Origin of the sequence: Pseudomonas sp. MWU16-30323, from assembly GCF_020515595.1 — a bacterium.
Taxonomy (GTDB): domain Bacteria; phylum Pseudomonadota; class Gammaproteobacteria; order Pseudomonadales; family Pseudomonadaceae; genus Aquipseudomonas; species Aquipseudomonas yamanorum.
In genome coordinates this window covers 420,502-440,185 of the sequence record NZ_JAIWYM010000001.1, presented here as the reverse complement: position 1 = coordinate 440,185, position 19,684 = coordinate 420,502, and the positions used below count along the sequence as shown (strand labels likewise).

The window sequence follows — 19,684 nt, the reverse complement described above, 5'->3', positions numbered from 1 at the left end:
TAGGCCAGTTTTGCCTTTACTACAGAGTGTTCGTAATTGAATTAACCTCTAGGCAAGCACCTTTCAGGACGGGCCATTATGCGACATGTGATTGTTTGTTTATTGCTGATGTTGTCGGTCCCGGCTCTGGCGAGTGAGGCTGATCGCCTCAAACAAGCCGATTTTCCGGCGCAATCTCATCAACTGGTGCTGAAAAACCAGGCCGTCCTGACCTATCTCTGGGCAGATGTGTACGCAGCCGCACTGTTCGCCCAAGCTGACCTGAGCGCCAAACAGGCGCTGGACCGGCAAAAAGACCTGCGCCTGGAGCTGTATTACTTTCGCGATATCGATCGCAACGATGTCATCAAGGCCGCCACCACCACCCTTGAACGCCAGCAAACACCCGCCGCCCTCGCCCGCCTGAAACCTGAACTGGATCAATTGCACAAAAGCTTTCGCGACATCCGCAGCGGCGACCGTTATGCGCTGGACTTCCAGCCTCAGCGCGGCCTGAACCTGGAAATCAACGGCACGGTGGTGTTCAGCAGTCGCAATGACGAATTGGCCAAGGCTTACCTGGGAATCTGGCTGGCACCAAAAGGCTTGTCCGAGAGCCTGCGTAATACCCTCCTCAACTGATCGCAAAAACCCTGTGGGAGCAGGCTTGCTCTCGAATGCGGTGTATCAGTGACTCATAAGCTGATTGACACACCGTTTTCGCGAGCAAGCCCGCTCCCACATTGGATTTTCATCACCCGGCGGCCTGCGGCAATTTGCCAGCTTGCCATCGGTTTTTTGTTGCCTGCGGTGCCTTATACACATATCGTTACAAAACTGTTCAGCGCCAGCCTCGTGCCAAAGCTTTAACAGCAAGGACGGTTGCGACCAGGGATTACTAATAAGATAGCCAAAATGAGTGCATGACATGTCCACTACAACGGGCAAGGGCAAGGCGATCTTTCGCGTTGTCAGCGGTAACTTCCTCGAGATGTTCGACTTCATGGTCTATGGCTTCTACGCCACGGCCATTGCCAAGACATTTTTCCCCACCGACAGCGCTTTCGCGTCCCTGATGCTGTCCCTGGCGACCTTTGGTGCCGGGTTCCTGATGCGTCCGCTGGGCGCGATTTTCCTCGGTGCCTATATCGACCGTCACGGCCGTAAAAAGGGCCTGGTGATCACCCTGGCGCTGATGGCCGCCGGCACCATCCTGATTGCGTGCGTGCCCGGGTACGCCACCCTGGGCGTCGCGGCGCCACTGATCGTGCTGTTCGGTCGCCTGCTGCAAGGCTTTTCCGCCGGTGTCGAGCTGGGCGGCGTGTCGGTGTACCTGGCGGAAATCGCCACCCCGGGCCGCAAAGGCTTCTTCGTCAGCTGGCAGTCCGCCAGCCAGCAAGCCGCCGTGGTATTCGCCGGCCTGCTGGGTGTAGGCCTGAACCACTGGCTCAGCCCGGAAGAAATGGGTGACTGGGGCTGGCGCGTGCCGTTCCTGATTGGTTGCCTGATCGTGCCGGTGATCTTCGTGATTCGTCGCTCCCTGGAAGAAACCCCGGAATTCCAGGCGCGTAAACACCGCCCTACCCTGCAGGAAATCGTCCGTTCGATCGGCCAGAACTTCGGCATCGTGATCGCCGGCATGGCGCTGGTGGTGATGACCACCGTGTCGTTCTACCTGATCACCGCCTACACCCCGACCTTCGGCAAGGCCGAATTGCACCTGTCGGACTTCGACGCGTTGCTGGTAACCGTGTGCGTCGGCATCTCCAACTTTATCTGGCTGCCGGTGATGGGGGCTGTGTCCGACAAGATCGGACGCAAACCCCTGCTGCTGGGGGCGACGATTCTGGCGATCCTCACCGCGTATCCGGCGCTGTCCTGGCTGGTGGCCAACCCGAGCTTCAGCCATCTGTTGATCGTGCTGCTCTGGCTGTCGTTCCTGTATGGCTCGTACAACGGTGCGATGGTTGTAGCGCTGACTGAAATCATGCCGGTAGAAGTGCGCACCACCGGTTTCTCCCTGGCCTACAGCCTGGCGACGGCGACCTTTGGTGGCTTTACTCCGGCGGCCTGTACCTACCTGATCCATGTGCTGGACAACAAGGCGGCACCGGGCATCTGGCTCAGCGGCGCAGCGGTGCTGGGCTTGATCGCCACACTGATCCTGTTCAAGGGCAACCGGCATGAACTGCGGACCGCGCAGGCTTCGATAGTCGGCGGCGCTTGATGGATTCCTATCGCAGGCAAGCCAGCTCCCACATTTGAATGTATTCACACATCAACATGTAGGAGCTGGCTTGCCTGCGATGAGGCCGGTACAAGCAACACAAAACCCACAGACATAAAAAAGCCCCGAACCAGTCGGGGCTTTTTCATTTACCGCTGATGCTTAGCGCGGAAATGCTGGCGGGTTAACCCCGGCCATGTCTTCCATCACACGAACCACCTGGCAGCTGTAACCGAATTCGTTGTCGTACCAAACGTACAGAACAACGCGGTTGTCTTGGGTAATGGTCGCTTCAGCGTCCACCACACCGGCGTGGCGCGAGCCAACGAAGTCGGTGGACACCACTTCCTGCGAGTTGACGAAGTCGATTTGCTTATGCAGATCGGAGTGCAGCGCCATGTAGCGCAGGTACTCGTTCATCTCTTCACGGGTGGCGGCTTTCTCAAGGTTCAGGTTGAGAATGGCCATCGACACGTTCGGCGTCGGAACGCGGATCGCGTTACCGGTCAGCTTGCCGGCCAGCTCAGGCAGGGCCTTGGCAGCAGCGGTGGCAGCACCGGTCTCGGTGATTACCATGTTCAGCGCGGCACTACGGCCACGGCGATCGCCCTTGTGGAAGTTGTCGATCAGGTTCTGGTCGTTGGTGTACGAGTGAACCGTTTCGACGTGACCGTTAACGATGCCGAACTTGTCGTTCACAGCCTTCAGCACCGGCACGATGGCGTTGGTGGTGCAGGAAGCGGCGGACACGATCTTGTCGTCAGCGGTGATTTCACCGTGGTTGATACCGTGCACGATGTTCTTCAGCTTGCCCTTGCCAGGCGCCGTCAGGACAACGCGGTCGATACCCGGGCACGCCAGGTGCTGGCCCAGGCCCTCGGCATCACGCCACACACCGGTGTTGTCCACCAGCAGTGCGTCCTTGATGCCGTACTGGGTGTAATCCACCTCAGACGGGTTCTTCGCGTAGATCACCTGGATCAGGTTACCGTTGGCGGTGATGGTGTTGTTTTCTTCGTCGATGACGATCGTGCCGTTGAACGGACCGTGTACCGAGTCACGACGCAGCAGGCTCGCACGCTTGGTCAGGTCGTTTTCTGCACCTTTACGCACCACGATGGCACGCAGGCGCAGGCCGTCGCCGCCACCGGTTTTTTCGATCAGGATGCGCGCCAGCAGACGGCCGATACGACCGAAGCCGTACAGCACAACGTCGGTGCCTTTGCGGGCAGCAGCGTTTTGCTGGCCAACCACGTCGGCCATTTCTTCACGCACGAACTGCTCGGCGGTACGGCCAGCGCCTTCCTTGCGGAATTTGTAGGCCAGCTTGCCCAGGTCTACCGAGGCCGCGCCGAGCTTGAGCTCGCTCATGGCTTTAAGCAGGGGGAATGTTTCGTGGACGGAGAGTTCGCTGTCGTCGGCGGAACGATGGCGAGCAAAGCGATGAGCCTTGAGAATCGCGATGACTGATTGGTTGATCAGGCTGCGGCCATAGATCGAGCTCACCACGTTGTTATTGCGGTAGAGCTGACCGATAAGCGGAATCATCGCTTCAGCGAGTGCTTCACGGTCGATCCATTCACCAAGACACTGGTCGGGCTTCTGAGTCACGGGAACCTTCCACATGTAGGGGCAGAAAAAAGGGGCTACATTATGCCGCCCGACCGCCCTCGGAGCAATGCGCGAGCCGCAACAAAACCCCTTGCAAAAAAATATCGCCGCGCTGGAGCCCAGTAAATACGTGGCTTTCAGGGCACCCCCTTCTGGGCCATTGTGACAAAGTGTCCGTAACCCTCCGAAACATACGCCGATTTCGGCACTACATAATGAGTCAAAAGACGCCTTTGTTTGTCTTAGCCACTACATTTCCTACAAACCGTAATAGGCTCAGTCAGCAACTGACAGGCGGCACTCCGGGCCGTTACAATTACCGACTTTGTCGCAACGCTTGGAGCTCAACCTTCCGTGCCCGTTCTGCGTCTACCGCTTCTCCCTGCTGCGGCAGGTAAACAGCACTGGGGCAACCTGCCCGGTGCCGCCCTGAGCCTGGCCATTGCCGAGGCTGCCAGCGCTGCCAAGCGCTTTACCCTGCTGCTCACCGCCGACAGCCAAAGTGCCGAGCGGCTGGAACAGGAGCTGAGTTTCTTCGCCCCCGATTTGCCGGTGCTGCATTTCCCAGACTGGGAAACCCTGCCCTACGACCTGTTCTCGCCGCACCAGGACATCATTTCCCAGCGCATCGCCAGCCTGTACCGCTTGCCGGAGCTGGCTCACGGGGTGCTGGTGGTGCCGATCACCACTGCCCTGCATCGCCTGGCGCCGACCAAGTTCCTGCTGGGCAGCAGCCTGGTGCTGGATATCGGCCAGAAGCTCGATGTGGAGCAAATGCGCACCCGGCTTGAGGCCAGCGGCTATCGCTGCGTCGACACGGTGTACGAGCACGGTGAGTTCGCGGTGCGTGGCGCGCTGATCGACCTGTTCCCGATGGGCAGCAAACTGCCCTACCGGATCGACCTGTTCGACGACGAAATCGAAACCCTGCGAACCTTCGATCCGGAAAACCAGCGCTCCATCGACAAGGTGCAGTCGATCAAGCTGCTTCCGGCCCGGGAGTTCCCGCTGCAAAAAGACGCGGTCACGCGCTTCAAGGCACGTTTCCGCGAGCGCTTCGACGTGGACTTCCGTCGCTGCCCGATCTTCCAGGACTTGAGCAGCGGGATTACGCCCGCCGGTATCGAGTACTACCTGCCGCTGTTCTTCGACGAAACCTCGACCCTCTTCGATTACCTGCCCCAGGACACACAGGTGTTCTCGCTGCCAGGCATCGAACAGGCGGCGGAGAATTTCTGGAATGACGTGCGCAACCGCTACGAAGAACGCCGCGTTGATCCGTCCCGTCCTTTATTGCCACCGGCCGAACTGTTCCTGCCGGTGGAGGACTGCTTCGCCCGCCTGAAAAACTGGCCGCGCGTAGTCGCCAGCCAACAGGATGTGGACGCTGGTGCCGGCCGCGAGCGCTTTCCGGCGCAAGCGCTGCCGAACCTGGCGATTGAAGCCAAGGCCAACCAGCCGCTGGAAGCGCTGTCGAATTTCCTCGGCGACTTCCCCGGCCGCGTGCTGTTTACCGCCGAGTCCGCCGGGCGCCGCGAGGTGCTGCTGGAGTTGCTGGAACGCCTGAAGCTACGGCCGAAAACCGTCGACAGCTGGCCGGACTTTGTCGCGAGCAAGGACCGCCTGGCGATCACCATCGCGCCACTGGACGAAGGCCTGCTGCTGGACGACCCGGCCCTGGCACTGATTGCCGAGAGCCCGCTGTTCGGCCAACGGGTGATGCAGCGTCGGCGCCGCGAAAAGCGCGCCGACGCCAACAACGACGCGGTGATCAAGAACCTCACCGAACTGCGCGAAGGCGCGCCGGTGGTGCATATCGACCACGGTGTGGGCCGTTACCTGGGCCTGCAAACCCTGGAGATTGATAACCAGGTGGCTGAATTCCTCACCATGGAATACGCCGAGGGCGCCAAGCTCTACGTGCCCGTGGCCAACCTGCACCTGATCGCCCGCTACACCGGCAGCGACGATGCCCTCGCGCCGTTGCACCGCCTCGGCTCCGAGACCTGGCAGAAAGCCAAGCGCAAGGCCGCCGAACAGGTACGCGATGTGGCCGCCGAGTTGCTCGACATCTATGCCCGCCGTGCCGCCCGCGAAGGTTATGCCTTCGCCGACCCGAAAGCCGACTACGCCACCTTCAGCGCGGGCTTCGCCTTCGAAGAAACCCCGGACCAGCAAACCACCATCGACGCCGTGCGCGCCGACATGCTGGCGCCCAAGCCAATGGACCGCCTGGTGTGCGGCGACGTGGGCTTCGGCAAGACCGAAGTGGCGATGCGCGCGGCGTTTATTGCGGTGCACGGCGGCCGGCAAGTGGCGATCCTCGTGCCGACCACCCTGCTCGCCCAGCAGCACTACAACAGCTTCCGCGACCGCTTTGCCGACTGGCCGGTGACCGTGGAAGTGATGAGCCGCTTCAAGTCCGCCAAGGAAGTGAACGCAGCCATCGCCGACCTGGCGGAAGGCAAGATCGACATTGTCATCGGCACTCACAAGCTGCTGTCGGATGACGTGAAGATCAAAAACCTTGGGCTGGTGATCATCGACGAAGAGCACCGCTTCGGTGTCCGTCAGAAGGAACAGCTCAAGGCCCTGCGCAGTGAAGTCGATATCCTGACCCTCACCGCCACGCCGATCCCGCGCACGCTGAACATGGCAGTGTCGGGCATGCGTGACCTGTCGATCATCGCCACGCCGCCGGCGCGCCGGTTGTCGGTGCGCACCTTCGTCATGGAGCAGAACAAAAGCACGGTCAAGGAGGCCCTGCTGCGTGAGCTGCTGCGTGGCGGCCAGGTGTACTACCTGCACAACGATGTAAAAACCATCGAGAAATGCGCCGCCGACCTCGCCGAGCTGGTACCGGAAGCACGGATCGCCATCGGCCACGGGCAGATGCGCGAACGCGAACTCGAACAGGTGATGAGCGACTTCTATCACAAGCGCTTCAACGTGCTGATCGCCTCGACCATCATCGAGACCGGCATCGACGTGCCGAGCGCCAACACCATCATCATCGAGCGCGCCGACAAGTTCGGCCTGGCGCAGTTGCACCAGTTGCGCGGTCGGGTCGGGCGCAGTCACCACCAGGCGTATGCCTATCTGCTGACACCGCCGCGCCAGCAGATCACTTCCGACGCCGAGAAGCGCCTGGAAGCGATCGCCAACACCCAGGACCTCGGCGCCGGCTTTGTGCTGGCCACCAACGACCTGGAAATCCGCGGCGCCGGCGAACTGCTGGGGGACGGCCAGAGCGGGCAAATCCAGGCCGTGGGTTTCACCCTTTATATGGAAATGCTCGAACGGGCGGTAAAAGCCATTCGCAAGGGCGAACAACCAAACCTCGACCAACCGCTGGGTGGCGGCCCGGAAATCAACCTGCGCTTGCCGGCGTTGATTCCCGAAGACTACCTGCCGGATGTACATGCGCGGCTGATCCTGTACAAACGCATCGCCTCGGCCACCGACGAAGACGGCCTCAAGGACCTGCAAGTGGAGATGATCGACCGCTTCGGCCTGTTGCCGGAACCGACCAAGAACCTGGTACGCCTGACCCTGCTCAAATTGCAGGCCGAGCAACTGGGCATCAAGAAGGTCGACGCCGGGCCGCAGGGCGGGCGTATCGAGTTCGAAGCCCAGACGCCGGTGGACCCACTGGTGCTGATCAAGCTGATTCAGGGCCAGCCCAATCGCTACAAGTTCGAAGGGGCTACGCTGTTCAAATTCATGGTGCCGATGGAGCGCGCCGAAGAACGCTTTAATACACTGGAGGCGCTGTTTGAGCGCCTCATCCCGAAATCTGCTTGAAGGACGCCCCAATGCGCCTGTTCCGCATTTTGAGCTTGTTGTTGGTGGTCGTTGCGCCTTCGGCGTTTGCCGACAGCCCGTACCTGGTGGAAATGATCCTGGTGCGGCAGAACGCCGAGCCGGCGATCAATAGCCGTGCGGCGCCGGAAAACTGGGACGCCGGCGCGCCGCGCCTGGGGACCGACAAAATGAGCCCGCCGCGGCTGGGCAATATTGTCGAGAAGCTGCAAGCCAGCAGCGAATACACCGTGTTGCTGCACAAGTCCTGGGAACAGAATCTCGGTGAGCAACCAGTGAAGCTGGCCATCAGCGACGGCCAGGAACAGTTCGGCCAGTTCCCTATCGAAGGTACCCTGAACCTGCAGCTTGGGCGCTTCACCGATATCGACGCGGACTTCTGGGTCAACCAGTTCGACGCCAACGGCAGCGTGATTGCCAGCGAACACCTCAGCCAGCAAGACGTGCGCACCAAGAACAACCAGCTCAACTACCTGGACGGCGGCCACCTCGCCCTGCTGATCAAGATCACTTCGCTGACCGCCAAGCCGCCCAGCGCACCACCGCCCGATGTCCAGGACTGATCCAGCACCATGCCCCTGACGTCGTCGTTGACCAAACCCCTGGCCCCTTCGTGGGCCAATCGCTTTAAAGAGCAAAGCCTTGAGCGCGGCCGGCGCTACGCCCTGGAAAACCGCGTGCGGATCGTCGAGTCCGGCGACAGCACCATCATTGCCAGTTGCGAAGGCTCGGGCGGCAACGTCTACCGCCAGACCATTTCGCTGCGTGAATCCGCCAAGGGCACGTTGATCCTGGTGGACAGCCGCTGCACCTGCCCCGTGCACACCAACTGCAAACACATCGCGGCGGTGCTGCTCAAGGTCCAGGAAACCCTGGCCTACCCGGCGGCGGCCCAGGACGCCGAGTTGCTGGAGAAGCTCCAGGCGGTGCTGGATAACCGCGTGGTGCTGCCGCAAGTGGTGATGGAAGATGTGCAGCCGGTGCCGCGCCTGTGGCTGGCGAGTATCGAGTTCAGCGCCTTCGAGCCGCGCAATGGCAAGATGCAGCGTTATATCCAGCACCGTGCGGCGCTGTCCTTCAACTATCTGGGCAACTACGTCAGCGGCCAGAAGAACGCCGACATCATCGTGCGCCAGGAACACCAGAGCCTGCGGATCAAGCGCCACCCCGAGGTGGAGCAGCAGTTTCGCGAACAACTGCGCCTGCTGGGCTTCAAGATCGCCACGCGCCAGAGCAAGGCCCTGCCGGAAAGCGCCGGCGAGCTGTTCGAGATGGTCAATGACAGCGCCTGGCTGAACTTCACCCTGAATGCTTCGCCGAACCTGCGCGCCCAGGGCTGGGAACTACAGATCGATGAAGATTTCGGCTTCGACTTGAGCACCGTCGACGATTGGTACGCCAGCGTCGACGAAATGCCGGAGCGCGACTGGTTTGATCTGGAGCTGGGGATCATCGTCAACGGCGAACGCCTGAGCCTGCTGCCGATCCTGTTGAACCTGATGCGCTCCCACACCGAGATTCTCAACCCGGAAAAACTCGCGCGGCGCCGCGATGACGAACTGATCCTGGTGAACATTCCCGGCCTGCCCAACGGCCACGGCCCGCTGCAAGTGGCGCTGCCTTATGGCCGGCTGAAGCCGGTGCTGGCAACACTTGGCGAGTTCTACCTGCAAGAGCCCGGCACCACCGCGCTGCGCCTGGCCAAGGCCGACGCCATTCGCCTGAACCCACTGGAAGACCTGCCGCTGCAATGGGAAGGCGGCGAAAAGATCCGCAACTTCGCCCAACGCCTGCGGGACATCAAGGATTTCAGCTGCGAAGCGCCGGAAGGCTTGAACGCAACGTTGCGCCCTTATCAACTGGAAGGCCTGAGCTGGATGCAGTCGCTGCGCCAACTCGACGTCGGCGGGATTCTGGCGGACGACATGGGCCTGGGTAAAACCCTGCAGACCCTGGCGCATATTCTCAGCGAGAAAATTGCCGGGCGCCTGGACCGGCCCTGCATGGTGGTAATGCCCACCAGCCTGATCCCGAACTGGCTCGACGAAGCGGCGCACTTTACGCCGCAGCTCAAAGTATTGGCGCTGTACGGTGCCGGGCGTAAGAAACATTTCCCTCAGTTGCAGGACTACGACCTGCTGCTGACCACCTACGCCCTGCTGCCCAAGGACATCGAGCCACTGGCTGCCCTGCCCTTGCACGTGTTGATCCTCGACGAAGCGCAGTACATCAAGAACCCCAACAGCAAAGCGGCCCAGGCGGCCCGCGAGCTGAACGCCCGCCAGCGCCTGTGCCTCAGCGGTACACCGCTGGAAAACCACTTGGGCGAGCTGTGGTCGCTGTTCCACTTCCTGCTGCCAGGCTGGTTGGGAGATGTGAAGAGCTTCAACCGCGATTACCGTGTGCCAATCGAAAAGCGCGGCAGCGATGTGCGATTGCAGCACCTTAATGGCCGGATCAAGCCGTTCCTGCTGCGTCGCACCAAGGAGCAGGTGGCGACTGAGCTGCCGCCCAAGACCGAGATCATCCACTGGGTCGACCTCAACGAAGCCCAGCGCGATGTGTACGAGACCATGCGCCTGGCGATGGACAAGAAAGTCCGCGACGAGATTACCCGCAAAGGCGTGGCGCGCAGCCAGATCATCATCCTGGAAGCGCTGCTCAAGTTGCGCCAGGTGTGCTGTGATTTGCGCCTGGTCAATGATGCAACCCTGCCGGCGAAGGGCAGCAGCTCGGGCAAGCTCGACAGCTTGATGGAGATGCTTGAAGAGTTGTTTGCCGAAGGCCGCAGGATTCTGCTGTTTTCCCAGTTCACCTCGATGCTGAGCCTGATTGAGGCTGAGCTGAAGAAGCGTGGCGTTGCCTATGCGCTGCTGACCGGGCAAACCCGGGACCGACGCACGCCGGTGAAGGATTTCCAGAGCGGCAAGCTGCAGATCTTTCTGATCAGCCTGAAGGCCGGTGGCGTCGGGCTCAATCTGACGGAAGCGGATACGGTGATTCACTACGACCCGTGGTGGAACCCGGCCACGGAGAACCAGGCGACCGACCGTGCGTATCGCATCGGCCAGGAGAAGCCGGTGTTCGTGTACAAGATGATTGCCCGGGGCACCGTGGAAGAGAAAATCCAGCATTTGCAGAAGGAAAAGTCTGATCTGGCGGCAGGCGTTCTGGATGGGCGGACGACGGGGGATTGGAAGTTGGGGAATGAGGATATCGAGGCGTTGTTTGCGCCGTTGCCTCACAAGCAGGAAAAGCGCTGACTTTAAGACCGCTATCGCGGGCAAGCCCGCTCCCACATTTGGAATGCATTTCCCTGTGGGAGCTGGCTTGCCTGCGATGGGCGTGACGCGGTCTTACTCAATTAATTGAGCATCTCGCAGCGCACCAAGCGCCGCCAACCAACGCGGATCCTGCTTGTACTCGGTCGAAGCCACAGCTTGTCCACGCATCCGCGCAATACGCGCCGACGGCGTGACCTTCATGCGCTGGGCAGCACTCAGGGCCAATTCAGCGGCCGCGCGATCGTTGCACACCAGGCCCATGTCGCAGCCTGCAGTCAGCGCCGCCTCGATACGGCTCGCAGCATCACCGACCACATGGGCGCCGGCCATGGACAGGTCATCACTGAAGATAACCCCATCGAACTGCAACTCGCCACGCAGGATGTCCTGCAGCCAGCGCCGGGAGAACCCGGCCGGTTGCGCGTCGACCTGTGGATAAATCACGTGGGCTGGCATGACAGCCGCCAACTGCTTGCTCAGGCGTGCGAACGGCACCAGGTCATTGGCGCGAATCTGTTCCAGGCTGCGCTCATCATTGGGAATCGCGACGTGGGAATCGGCTTCGGCCCAGCCGTGGCCGGGGAAGTGTTTGCCGGTAGCGGCCATGCCAGCGCTGTTCATCCCGCGAATAAAGGCACCGGCAAGCACGGCGGCGCGCTCGGGGTCGCCTTCGAATGCGCGCGTGCCCACGACTGCGCTGCGTTGGTAATCGAGGTCCAGTACCGGCGCGAAGCTCAGGTCCAGGCCGACCGCCAGCACTTCTGTCGCCATGATCCAACCGCACTGCTCGGCCAGTTGCTCGGCATTCGGGTTGTCGGCCAAGGCGCGCATCGCCGGCAGGCGGACGAACCCTTGGCGCAAGCGTTGCACCCGGCCGCCTTCCTGATCGACCGCCAGCAGCAGGTCCGGGCGCACGGCGCGAATCGCGGCGCTCAACTCACGCACCTGGCGCGGATGCTCGATATTGCGCGCAAAAATGATCAGGCCGCCCACCTCGGGCTGGCGCAACAAGTGGCGGTCTTCAGCCGTCAGCCAGGTACCGGCGACGTCCACCATCAAAGAGCCTTGCAGGGCTTGAGTCATAAAGCTTCCTTAAATAACGCACGCAGCCCGGAGCCCTCGCGAGATCGCATCGCCAGGGTTGAATCTGGAGACGGACGCTCAGCGAGAGCAACGGGCTGTGGGTAAATAGCTGAAATCGGCATGGGCGGCTAGCTTAGCGGATGCAAGCGGCCGCGCACACCCGGAGCGGGTTAAACCTTGGCCGGAATGGGTACCGACTTGCTGCGGGGGCGCAACTGGGCGGCGGCCATGGCCTGGTCGGTGACACCGGTTTCGGCACGCATGCCAGCGGCGAGAAACGGCACCATCAGGCGCATCACCTGCTCGATGGAGGTGTTCACGCCAAAGTCGGTCTCGGCAATCGCACGCAGGGCCTTGATCCCGGACATGCTGAACGCGGCAGCACCAAGCATGAAGTGCACGCGCCAGAACAGTTCGATCGGCGGAATACGCGGTGCCGCTTCGTTGACCAGCAACATATAGCGGCGGAACACCTTGCCGTACATGTCTTCAAGATAGCGACGCAGGTGCCCCTGGCTCTGGCTGAACGCCAGGCCCAACAGGCGCATGAAGATCGACAGGTCGTTGCCGCTGCGAGGTTGGACCACCAGGGCTTGCTCGACGAGGATTTCCAGCAGGTCTTCCAGGCTTGGCTTGTTTTCAGGCTTGGCCTGGCGACGTTCCAGCTCACGGTCGAGACTGATACAGAAAGGCCCCAGGAAACGTGAGAACACGGCCTGGATCAGCGCCTTCTTGGAGCCGAAGTGGTAGTTCACCGCTGCCAGGTTGACCCCGGCCTTGCTGGTAATCAGCCGCAATGAAGTTTCAGCAAATCCTTTTTCCGCGAACAACTGCTCGGCAGCATCGAGAATGCGTTCAACGGTTTCCGACTGGGCCATGGCTACTCCGCCTGACAAACACTTGTTTGAAACATACGTTTCAAGCTATGTCTTGTCAAGCCTGCAGGTCGGTTTGCGGCTGGTCGGTCAGCTATTTCATGGCCATTTAATCACATTCGCCAAGGTCTGTAGGCAGCGCTGTTTTCAGCCTGTAGGACGGATGACAAACGACCGTCCAGCGGAGTGACTGAAAACGGTGATTGCCAAGTGCAGTCCACTGTATATAATCCCAGTCACTGTATAAAAAGACAGAGCGATCAACATGCTAAAACTGACGCCACGCCAAGCTGAGATTCTGGCTTTTATCAAGCGCTGCCTCGATGACAACGGCTACCCGCCGACCCGAGCGGAAATTGCGCTGGAACTGGGATTCAAGTCGCCCAACGCCGCTGAAGAACACCTCAAGGCCCTCGCCCGCAAAGGTGCCATCGAGATGACCCCAGGTGCCTCACGGGGCATTCGCATCCCTGGCTTCGAAGCCAAGGCCGACGAGTCGACACTGCCGATTATCGGGCGGGTCGCAGCCGGTGCGCCGATCCTGGCGCAACAGCACGTCGAGGAATCCTGCAACATCAACCCAACGTTCTTCCATCCCCGTGCCGACTACCTGCTGCGAGTCCATGGCATGAGCATGAAGGACGTGGGTATTTTCGACGGCGACCTGCTGGCCGTCCACACCACACGTGAAGCCCGCAACGGCCAGATCGTCGTCGCCCGTATCGGCGATGAAGTGACGGTCAAACGCTTCAAGCGCGAAGGCAGCAAGGTCTGGCTATTGGCCGAGAACCCTGAGTTTGCGCCGATTGAAGTGAACCTGAAGGATCAGGACCTGGTGATTGAAGGCTTAAGCGTCGGCGTTATTCGCCGCTAACGGAGGCATCATGCAGTTCCTACAGACCCCACAACACACTCAGCTGTCGCTGTTTGAGGCCTTTATGGCCCAGCCCCTTGCGCCCATCCTCAAGGAAACGGTCGAAGCGCCCTGGAGCGCCGAACCCGAGGCGTTCAGTGAACTGTCGTTGCGCGGTGCTGCCGGGAGCTGCCTGAGCCTGCTGGCGCCGATCCTTCGCGAATTGAGCGAGGAACAGGATGCACGCTGGCTGACGCTGATCGCCCCACCGTCCAGCCTGACCCAGGCCTGGCTGCGGGACGCCGGCCTGAACCGCGAGCGCATCCTGTTGCTGCAACCCCGCGGCACCCAGAGTGCCCAACAGTTGACCTGCGAAGCCTTGCGCCTGGGCCGTAGCCATACGGTAGTCAGTTGGCTGAACCCGCTGACAACAGCGGCCAGGCAACAGCTGATCAGCGCCGCACGTACGGGCGATGCACAGAGCTTGAACATTCGGTTAGGATAAAACGATGCGCGGATAACTGACTCTGTCAGGGTCCGCCATGACGCGAGGCGTCTTCAGGCTTGAGAAGCCGATCTGCACGACTAAAGCTTACAAAAAAGCCGACAAACGGACTCAGTGAAGAATCCGTGGGCCGTCTTCCTTCTCAGGTTCGCCTTCAGCCAGGCGCCCCGCCATCTGCACACCTACGCTCAACATGGCTTTTGCCACTTCCACGTGCTGGCCTTGCAGGAATGCTTTTGCGTCTTCGGAAAAATCCAAAATTACCAGAGAACCCTCGTCCTCAGCCCGGCGCAGCTCGATTCGGCCGTCGGGCAATTCAACAATTTCCAGAAAGGACGTTGGCATAAAAGTCTGTTCTCCACGAAAGGCCGGCATTATATCAGTGTTGTGACGAGCGGGCTTGCCCGCATTGGGCTGAGCCGCGGCCCTCCGACAGCTGACACTGCCAGGCCTGGAAAGCCTTGGGGCTGCTTCGCAACCCAGCGGGAGCAAGCTCCCTCGCCACAAGAGCGCCAGGCGTCAGCGAGAAGCCTTCAGCACTCGTTCAGCCCATCCCGAAAACGAATGGCCAACTTCTTCAGCTCCTGTCGCCAGCTTTCCAGCTCTTCACGGCTTAATGGCGCAGGCCCCTCTTCTTCCAGGCTCACAGCCAGGATCAGCGGCTGGGTCACATCCCCCTTGGGCTTGTGGGGTACACGAGGCGGCTGGAACATCTCGGCGTGAGCTACCAGCAAGCGCGCCAACCAGCTGTCCGGGCTCTGCGCCATTTCCACCAGCTCAGCCAACTCCGGAATGGCCATGGACTCCAGCACATCACGGTTGATGATCATCTCTGCACGCGGCGAACCGGCCTGAGGCAAGCGGTAGAACCCGGCAATTTCATGGCACAAGCCAAGCAAGGCGCCATACAGGTGGAACAGCGCCGCTTCACGCCCGGCCTGTACCAGCGCGATAGCGTTCATCTCCTTTCCTTCCTCGGCGCGGCCAAGGGCTTCCAGGGACAAACCCGCGAAGTAAATTTTCTGGTTGGTACGGGTATAGAGTTCGTTGGCCATGAAGGCAGTCTCCACAACGAATAAGGCGTGATGCTGGCTGAACAGTGTCACGGATCAGCCAAGTCCACTGCAAGCGCAAAAAAAGGCCGCCTATAAAGGCGGCCTTTGTTCATGCGGCTGATCGTATCAAGCGCCCTGGCGCTTGTCCTCGACCTTCCACTTGCCACCGTCGTAGAACGCTTTCCAGCCGGTAGGCTTGCCTTCCACTTCAGTCTGCACGTACTGCTCCTTGGTCTTGCGGCTGTAGCGGATCACGGACGGGCGACCGTCCGGGTCCTTCTTCGGCGCTTCACAGAGGAAGTGGTACTTCGGATCGATCTCGTCCTTGTGGGGCACGATCTCGATCACCAGCGGAGCACGGGTCTCGCGGTTTTTGGGGAACTGGCTGGCAGCCAGGAACAGCCCCGAAGCGCCATCACGCAGGATGTAGGTGTCGTTGACCTTCTCGCACTTGAGTTCAGGCATCTTCACCGGGTCCATCTTCGGCGGCGCCGCGTCACCGCTTTTCAGCAGTTTGCGGGTGTTCTTGCACGTCGGGTTGGTGCAACCGAAGAACTTGCCGAAACGGCCGGTCTTGAGCTGCATCTCGCTGCCGCACTTGTCGCATTCCAGGCTCGGACCTTCGTAGCCCTTGATGCGGTAAGTGCCTTCTTCGATCTCATAGCCGTTGCAATCCGGGTTGTTACCGCAGATGTGCAGCTTGTGCTTCTCGTCCAGCAGGTAGGCGTCCATCGCCGTGCTGCAGATCGGGCAACGGTGCTTGCCACGTAGTACCAGCGACTCGGATTCACCCTCGTCATCGGCCGCGATTTCATCGCCCGGCACCAGGTTGACGGTAGCCTTGCAGCGCTCTTTCGGCGGCAGGCTGTAACCCGAGCAACCCAGGAACACGCCGGTGGACGCGGTACGGATCTGCATCGGGCGGCCGCAGGTAAGGCACGGAATGTCTGTCATCACCGGCTGGTTGGCCCGCATGCCGTTCTCGGCGCTTTCAGCCACTTCAAGTTTCTTCTTGAAGTCGCCGTAGAACTCGTCAAGCACGTTTTTCCAGTCGCGCTCGCCCTGGGCCACGTCATCGAGGTTCTCTTCCATGCCGGCGGTGAAGCCGTAGTCCATCAGGTTGGAGAAGCTCTCGGACAGGCGCTCGGTCACGATGTCGCCCATCTTTTCCGAGTAGAAACGACGGTTGTGCAAGGCAACGTAGCCGCGGTCCTGGATGGTGGAAATGATCGCCGCATAGGTCGAAGGACGACCGATACCGCGCTTTTCCATCTCCTTGACCAGGCTGGCTTCCGAGTAACGCGCCGGCGGCTTGGTGAAGTGCTGGGACGGGTCGAGCTTGATCAGCTTCAACACATCGCCCTGGGCCATGTCGGGCAGCACGTCGTCGTCGCCCGGCTTGGCGATTTGCGGCATCACGCGGGTGTAACCGTCGAACTTGAGGATACGGCCCTTGGCGCGCAGCTCGAAGTCACCAGCACCCACGCTGACAGTCGTCGACAGGTATTGCGCCGGCAGCATCTGGCAGGCCAGGAACTGGCGCCAGATCAGCTCGTAGAGGCGCTCAGCGTCGCGCTCCATGCCGCTCAGCTTGCTTGGCTCGGTGTTGGCGTCGGAGGGACGAATCGCTTCGTGAGCCTCTTGTGCGCCTTCCTTGCTGCTATAGACGTTCGGCTTCTCCGGCAGGTACTTCTTGCCGAACTCGCTTTCAATATAAGTGCGCGCCATCGCCACCGCGTCTTGCGACAGGTTGGTGGAGTCGGTACGCATATACGTGATATAGCCCGCTTCATACAGACGCTGGGCCATCATCATGGTCTTCTTCACGCCAAAGCCCAGGCGGTTACTCGCGGCCTGCTGCAGGGTGGAGGTGATGAACGGCGCCGACGGCTTGCTGCTGGTGGGCTTGTCTTCACGCTTGACGATGCTGTAGCTGGAAGCCTTGAGCTTCTCCAGCGCGGCCATGGCCTGGGCTTCGTTGAGCGGCTTGAAGGCCTCGCCTTTCTCGCGGGCCACTTCAAAGCGCACGTTGTTGCCCTTGGCAGTGCCCAGGTCAGCGTGCACTTCCCAATATTCTTCAGGGTTGAACGCACGAATCTCGCGCTCACGCTCCACCACCAGCTTGACCGCGACCGATTGCACACGGCCGGCGGACAGGCCACGGGCGATCTTCGCCCACAGCAGCGGCGAGACCATGTAACCCACGACGCGGTCGAGGAAGCGACGGGCCTGCTGGGCATTGACGCGGTCAATGTCCAGTTCCCCCGGTTTGGAGAAGGCTTCCTGGATTGCCTTCTTGGTAATTTCGTTGAACACCACGCGCTTGTAGCGGCTGTCGTCACCACCGATGGCTTCCCGCAGGTGCCAGGCAATTGCCTCCCCTTCGCGGTCCAAGTCGGTTGCGAGATAGATGGTGTCAGCATCCTTGGCGAGCCGGCGCAGCTCTTCGATGACCTTTTCCTTGCCCGGGAGGATCTCGTACTTGGCTTTCCAGCCATGATCGGGATCGACACCCATGCGCGAGACCAGCTGCTTGCGCGCTTTCTCTTTAGGCGTGAGCACCGGACCTTCGCCCGCAGCCGCCTTGCCGCGCTTGGCGGCAGGCTCCTTGCTGGCGCTAGCCGAACCGCTGGTGGGCAGGTCTCGGATATGGCCGATACTCGACTTCACCACGTACTCGTTACCCAAGTACTTGTTGATGGTCTTGGCCTTAGCCGGGGATTCCACAATGACCAGCGATTTGCCCATGGATCGGAAAATTCCTGAATTCGAGAAGTGAAAGGCGGTTGGCGCCTGACGCGGCAACGCTATATATAGTGGCAACAAGGTGAGGTCAAGCGCAGCATTCTGCGCGGCCTGCCTTTATTGCGCGGAAAAAAGGCTGGGTTCGACCTGGATCAAAGCAAAGCGCGGGACCTGTTCGCCGTCAACTTCGACGGTCTCCAGGAACATGCTCAAGGGACGCACCCAAAAGCCGTAATCGCCATACAGTGCTTGGTAAAACACCACTTCCTCTTCGGTCTCGGAATGCCGCGCCACATTAAAAACGCGGTACTGCGGACCTTTATAATGCTGGTAGAGCCCTGGTTCGACTTTCATGCTCTGGCCCTCTTACAAAATTTGTTAAAAAAAAATATAAAAAATTCCAAAAAACAAAAACCGGGGCACTGGGCCCCGGCTTCCGTCAGCGAAACGTTTAGATACGTTCGAAGACGGTGGAGATGCCTTGGCCGAGGCCAATGCACATGGTCGCAACCCCCAGGTTGCCGCCATTTTGCTTCATCACGTTCAGCAACGTGCCGGAGATACGAGCACCGGAACACCCAAACGGGTGACCCAGGGCAATCGCGCCGCCGTGCAGGTTAACCTTCTCGTTCATCTTGTCGAGTACTTTCAAATCTTTCAGCACTGGCAGGGCCTGTGCGGCGAAAGCTTCGTTGAGCTCGAAGAAGTCGATGTCGGAGATGGTCAGGCCTGCGCGCTTCAATGCTTTTTGTGTGGCCGGTACTGGACCATAGCCCATGATTGCCGGGTCCACACCTGCGACTGCCATCGAACGGATCACGGCCATCGGCTGGATACCCAGGTCCTGGGCACGCTGGGCCGACATCACGATCATGCACGAAGCACCGTCAGTGATCTGCGACGAAGTACCGGCTGTCACGGTGCCGCCCTTTGGATTGAAGGCAGGCTTCAAGGCCGCCAGGCTTTCCAGGGTGGTGTCTGGACGAATGGTTTCGTCGTAGTCGAACAGTTTCAGGAAACCGTTCTCGTCGTAGCCGTTCATCGGGATGATTTCATCCTTGAACTTGCCTTCCACGGTGGCCTTGTGGGCCAACTGGTGGGAACGCAGGCCGAACGCATCCTGGGCTTCGCGGGTAATGCCGTGCATTTTGCCGAGCATTTCTGCGGTCAGGCCCATCATGCCCGAGGCTTTCGCCGCGTACAGCGACATGTGCGGGTTCGGATCGACACCGTGCATCATGCTGACGTGGCCCATGTGCTCCACGCCGCCGACCACGAACACATCACCGTTACCGGTCATGATCGCTTGGGCAGCGGTGTGCAGCGCGCTCATGGACGAGCCACACAGGCGGCTGACGGTCTGGCCGGCAGCGGTGTGCGGGATCTGCGTCATCAGGGAAGCCATACGGGCGATGTTCCAGCCCTGCTCCAGGGTCTGGTTGACGCAGCCCCAGATGACGTCTTCGACTTCGTTCGGGTCGACCTTGACGTTGCGTTCCAACAATTTGCTGATCAGGTGCGCCGACATGTCTTCAGCGCGGGTGTTGCGGTGCATGCCGCCCTTGGAGCGGCCCATCGGCGTACGACCGAAGTCGACAATCACGACGTCTCTTGGATTCAAGCTCATAAATATTCTCGCTCTAGT

At 60.5% G+C, this 19,684-nt stretch carries 15 protein-coding genes; 7 read left to right on the top strand and 8 right to left on the bottom strand.

Going from position 1 to position 19,684, the window contains the following annotated elements:
* Positions 1 to 78 precede the first annotated feature (78 nt).
* Together LIY45_RS02020 and LIY45_RS02015 are read left to right on the top strand one after the other, a co-directional pair.
* A complete protein-coding gene (locus LIY45_RS02020; protein WP_226475138.1) occupies positions 79 to 621 on the top strand; it encodes a chalcone isomerase family protein in 543 nt (180 codons plus the stop codon).
* 286 nt (positions 622 to 907) lie between these two features.
* Positions 908 to 2,206 carry an MFS transporter gene (locus tag LIY45_RS02015; RefSeq protein ID WP_017477208.1) on the top strand — a complete coding sequence of 433 codons (1,299 nt, stop codon included), beginning with the start codon at positions 908 to 910 and terminating at the stop codon, positions 2,204 to 2,206.
* Between the two features lie 162 nt (positions 2,207 to 2,368).
* Here LIY45_RS02015 and LIY45_RS02010 read toward each other — a convergent pair whose 3' ends face one another.
* Entirely contained in the window at positions 2,369 to 3,832 is a 1,464-nt protein-coding gene (locus LIY45_RS02010; RefSeq protein WP_023659083.1) for a glyceraldehyde-3-phosphate dehydrogenase, read from the bottom strand.
* 339 nt (positions 3,833 to 4,171) lie between these two features.
* On the opposite strand from LIY45_RS02010, the gene mfd reads away from it, so the two are divergent.
* The 3 genes from mfd to LIY45_RS01995 are packed head-to-tail and all read left to right on the top strand — an operon-like array spanning position 4,172 to position 10,902.
* Entirely contained in the window at positions 4,172 to 7,621 is a 3,450-nt protein-coding gene (mfd, locus tag LIY45_RS02005; RefSeq protein WP_226475137.1) for a transcription-repair coupling factor, read from the top strand.
* Between the two features lie 11 nt (positions 7,622 to 7,632).
* Positions 7,633 to 8,202 (top strand): CsiV family protein, encoded by a 570-nt coding sequence (locus LIY45_RS02000; protein ID WP_226475136.1) that lies wholly within the window; start codon positions 7,633 to 7,635, stop codon positions 8,200 to 8,202.
* A 9-nt stretch (positions 8,203 to 8,211) separates the two neighbouring features.
* Positions 8,212 to 10,902, top strand: a complete 2,691-nt coding sequence (locus tag LIY45_RS01995) for a DEAD/DEAH box helicase (protein ID WP_226475135.1) — start codon at positions 8,212 to 8,214, stop codon at positions 10,900 to 10,902.
* Positions 10,903 to 10,995: 93 nt separating this feature from the next.
* On the opposite strand, the gene nagZ is transcribed toward LIY45_RS01995, so the two are convergent.
* Both nagZ and psrA read right to left on the bottom strand, forming a co-directional pair.
* Positions 10,996 to 12,006, bottom strand: coding sequence for a beta-N-acetylhexosaminidase (gene nagZ, locus LIY45_RS01990; RefSeq protein WP_226475134.1), 1,011 nt, complete (start codon positions 12,004 to 12,006; stop codon positions 10,996 to 10,998).
* Between the two features lie 170 nt (positions 12,007 to 12,176).
* Positions 12,177 to 12,884 (bottom strand): transcriptional regulator PsrA, encoded by a 708-nt coding sequence (psrA, locus tag LIY45_RS01985; protein ID WP_017477203.1) that lies wholly within the window; start codon positions 12,882 to 12,884, stop codon positions 12,177 to 12,179.
* A 262-nt stretch (positions 12,885 to 13,146) separates the two neighbouring features.
* On the opposite strand from psrA, the gene lexA reads away from it, so the two are divergent.
* Both lexA and sulA read left to right on the top strand, forming a co-directional pair.
* Positions 13,147 to 13,755: a transcriptional repressor LexA gene (gene lexA / locus LIY45_RS01980; protein WP_003172575.1), complete on the top strand. Its 609-nt coding sequence runs from the start codon at positions 13,147 to 13,149 to the stop codon at positions 13,753 to 13,755.
* A 10-nt stretch (positions 13,756 to 13,765) separates the two neighbouring features.
* Entirely contained in the window at positions 13,766 to 14,239 is a 474-nt protein-coding gene (gene sulA / locus LIY45_RS01975) for an SOS-induced cell division inhibitor SulA (RefSeq protein ID WP_017477202.1), read from the top strand.
* 111 nt (positions 14,240 to 14,350) lie between these two features.
* Here sulA and LIY45_RS01970 read toward each other — a convergent pair whose 3' ends face one another.
* The 5 genes from LIY45_RS01970 to fadA form a co-directional block, all read right to left on the bottom strand.
* Complete coding sequence (locus LIY45_RS01970; RefSeq protein WP_003218969.1) at positions 14,351 to 14,584, bottom strand: hypothetical protein; 234 nt, start codon at positions 14,582 to 14,584, stop codon at positions 14,351 to 14,353.
* 188 nt (positions 14,585 to 14,772) lie between these two features.
* Positions 14,773 to 15,294 carry a DUF6586 family protein gene (locus tag LIY45_RS01965; RefSeq protein WP_063032262.1) on the bottom strand — a complete coding sequence of 174 codons (522 nt, stop codon included), beginning with the start codon at positions 15,292 to 15,294 and terminating at the stop codon, positions 14,773 to 14,775.
* Positions 15,295 to 15,420: 126 nt separating this feature from the next.
* Entirely contained in the window at positions 15,421 to 18,042 is a 2,622-nt protein-coding gene (gene topA / locus LIY45_RS01960; protein WP_017477200.1) for a type I DNA topoisomerase, read from the bottom strand.
* Between the two features lie 114 nt (positions 18,043 to 18,156).
* Entirely contained in the window at positions 18,157 to 18,393 is a 237-nt protein-coding gene (locus LIY45_RS01955) for a DUF1653 domain-containing protein (RefSeq protein WP_010176359.1), read from the bottom strand.
* A gap of 97 nt (positions 18,394 to 18,490) precedes the next feature.
* Positions 18,491 to 19,666 carry an acetyl-CoA C-acyltransferase FadA gene (gene fadA, locus LIY45_RS01950; RefSeq protein ID WP_003218978.1) on the bottom strand — a complete coding sequence of 392 codons (1,176 nt, stop codon included), beginning with the start codon at positions 19,664 to 19,666 and terminating at the stop codon, positions 18,491 to 18,493.
* Between the last annotated feature and the right edge of the window lie 18 nt (positions 19,667 to 19,684).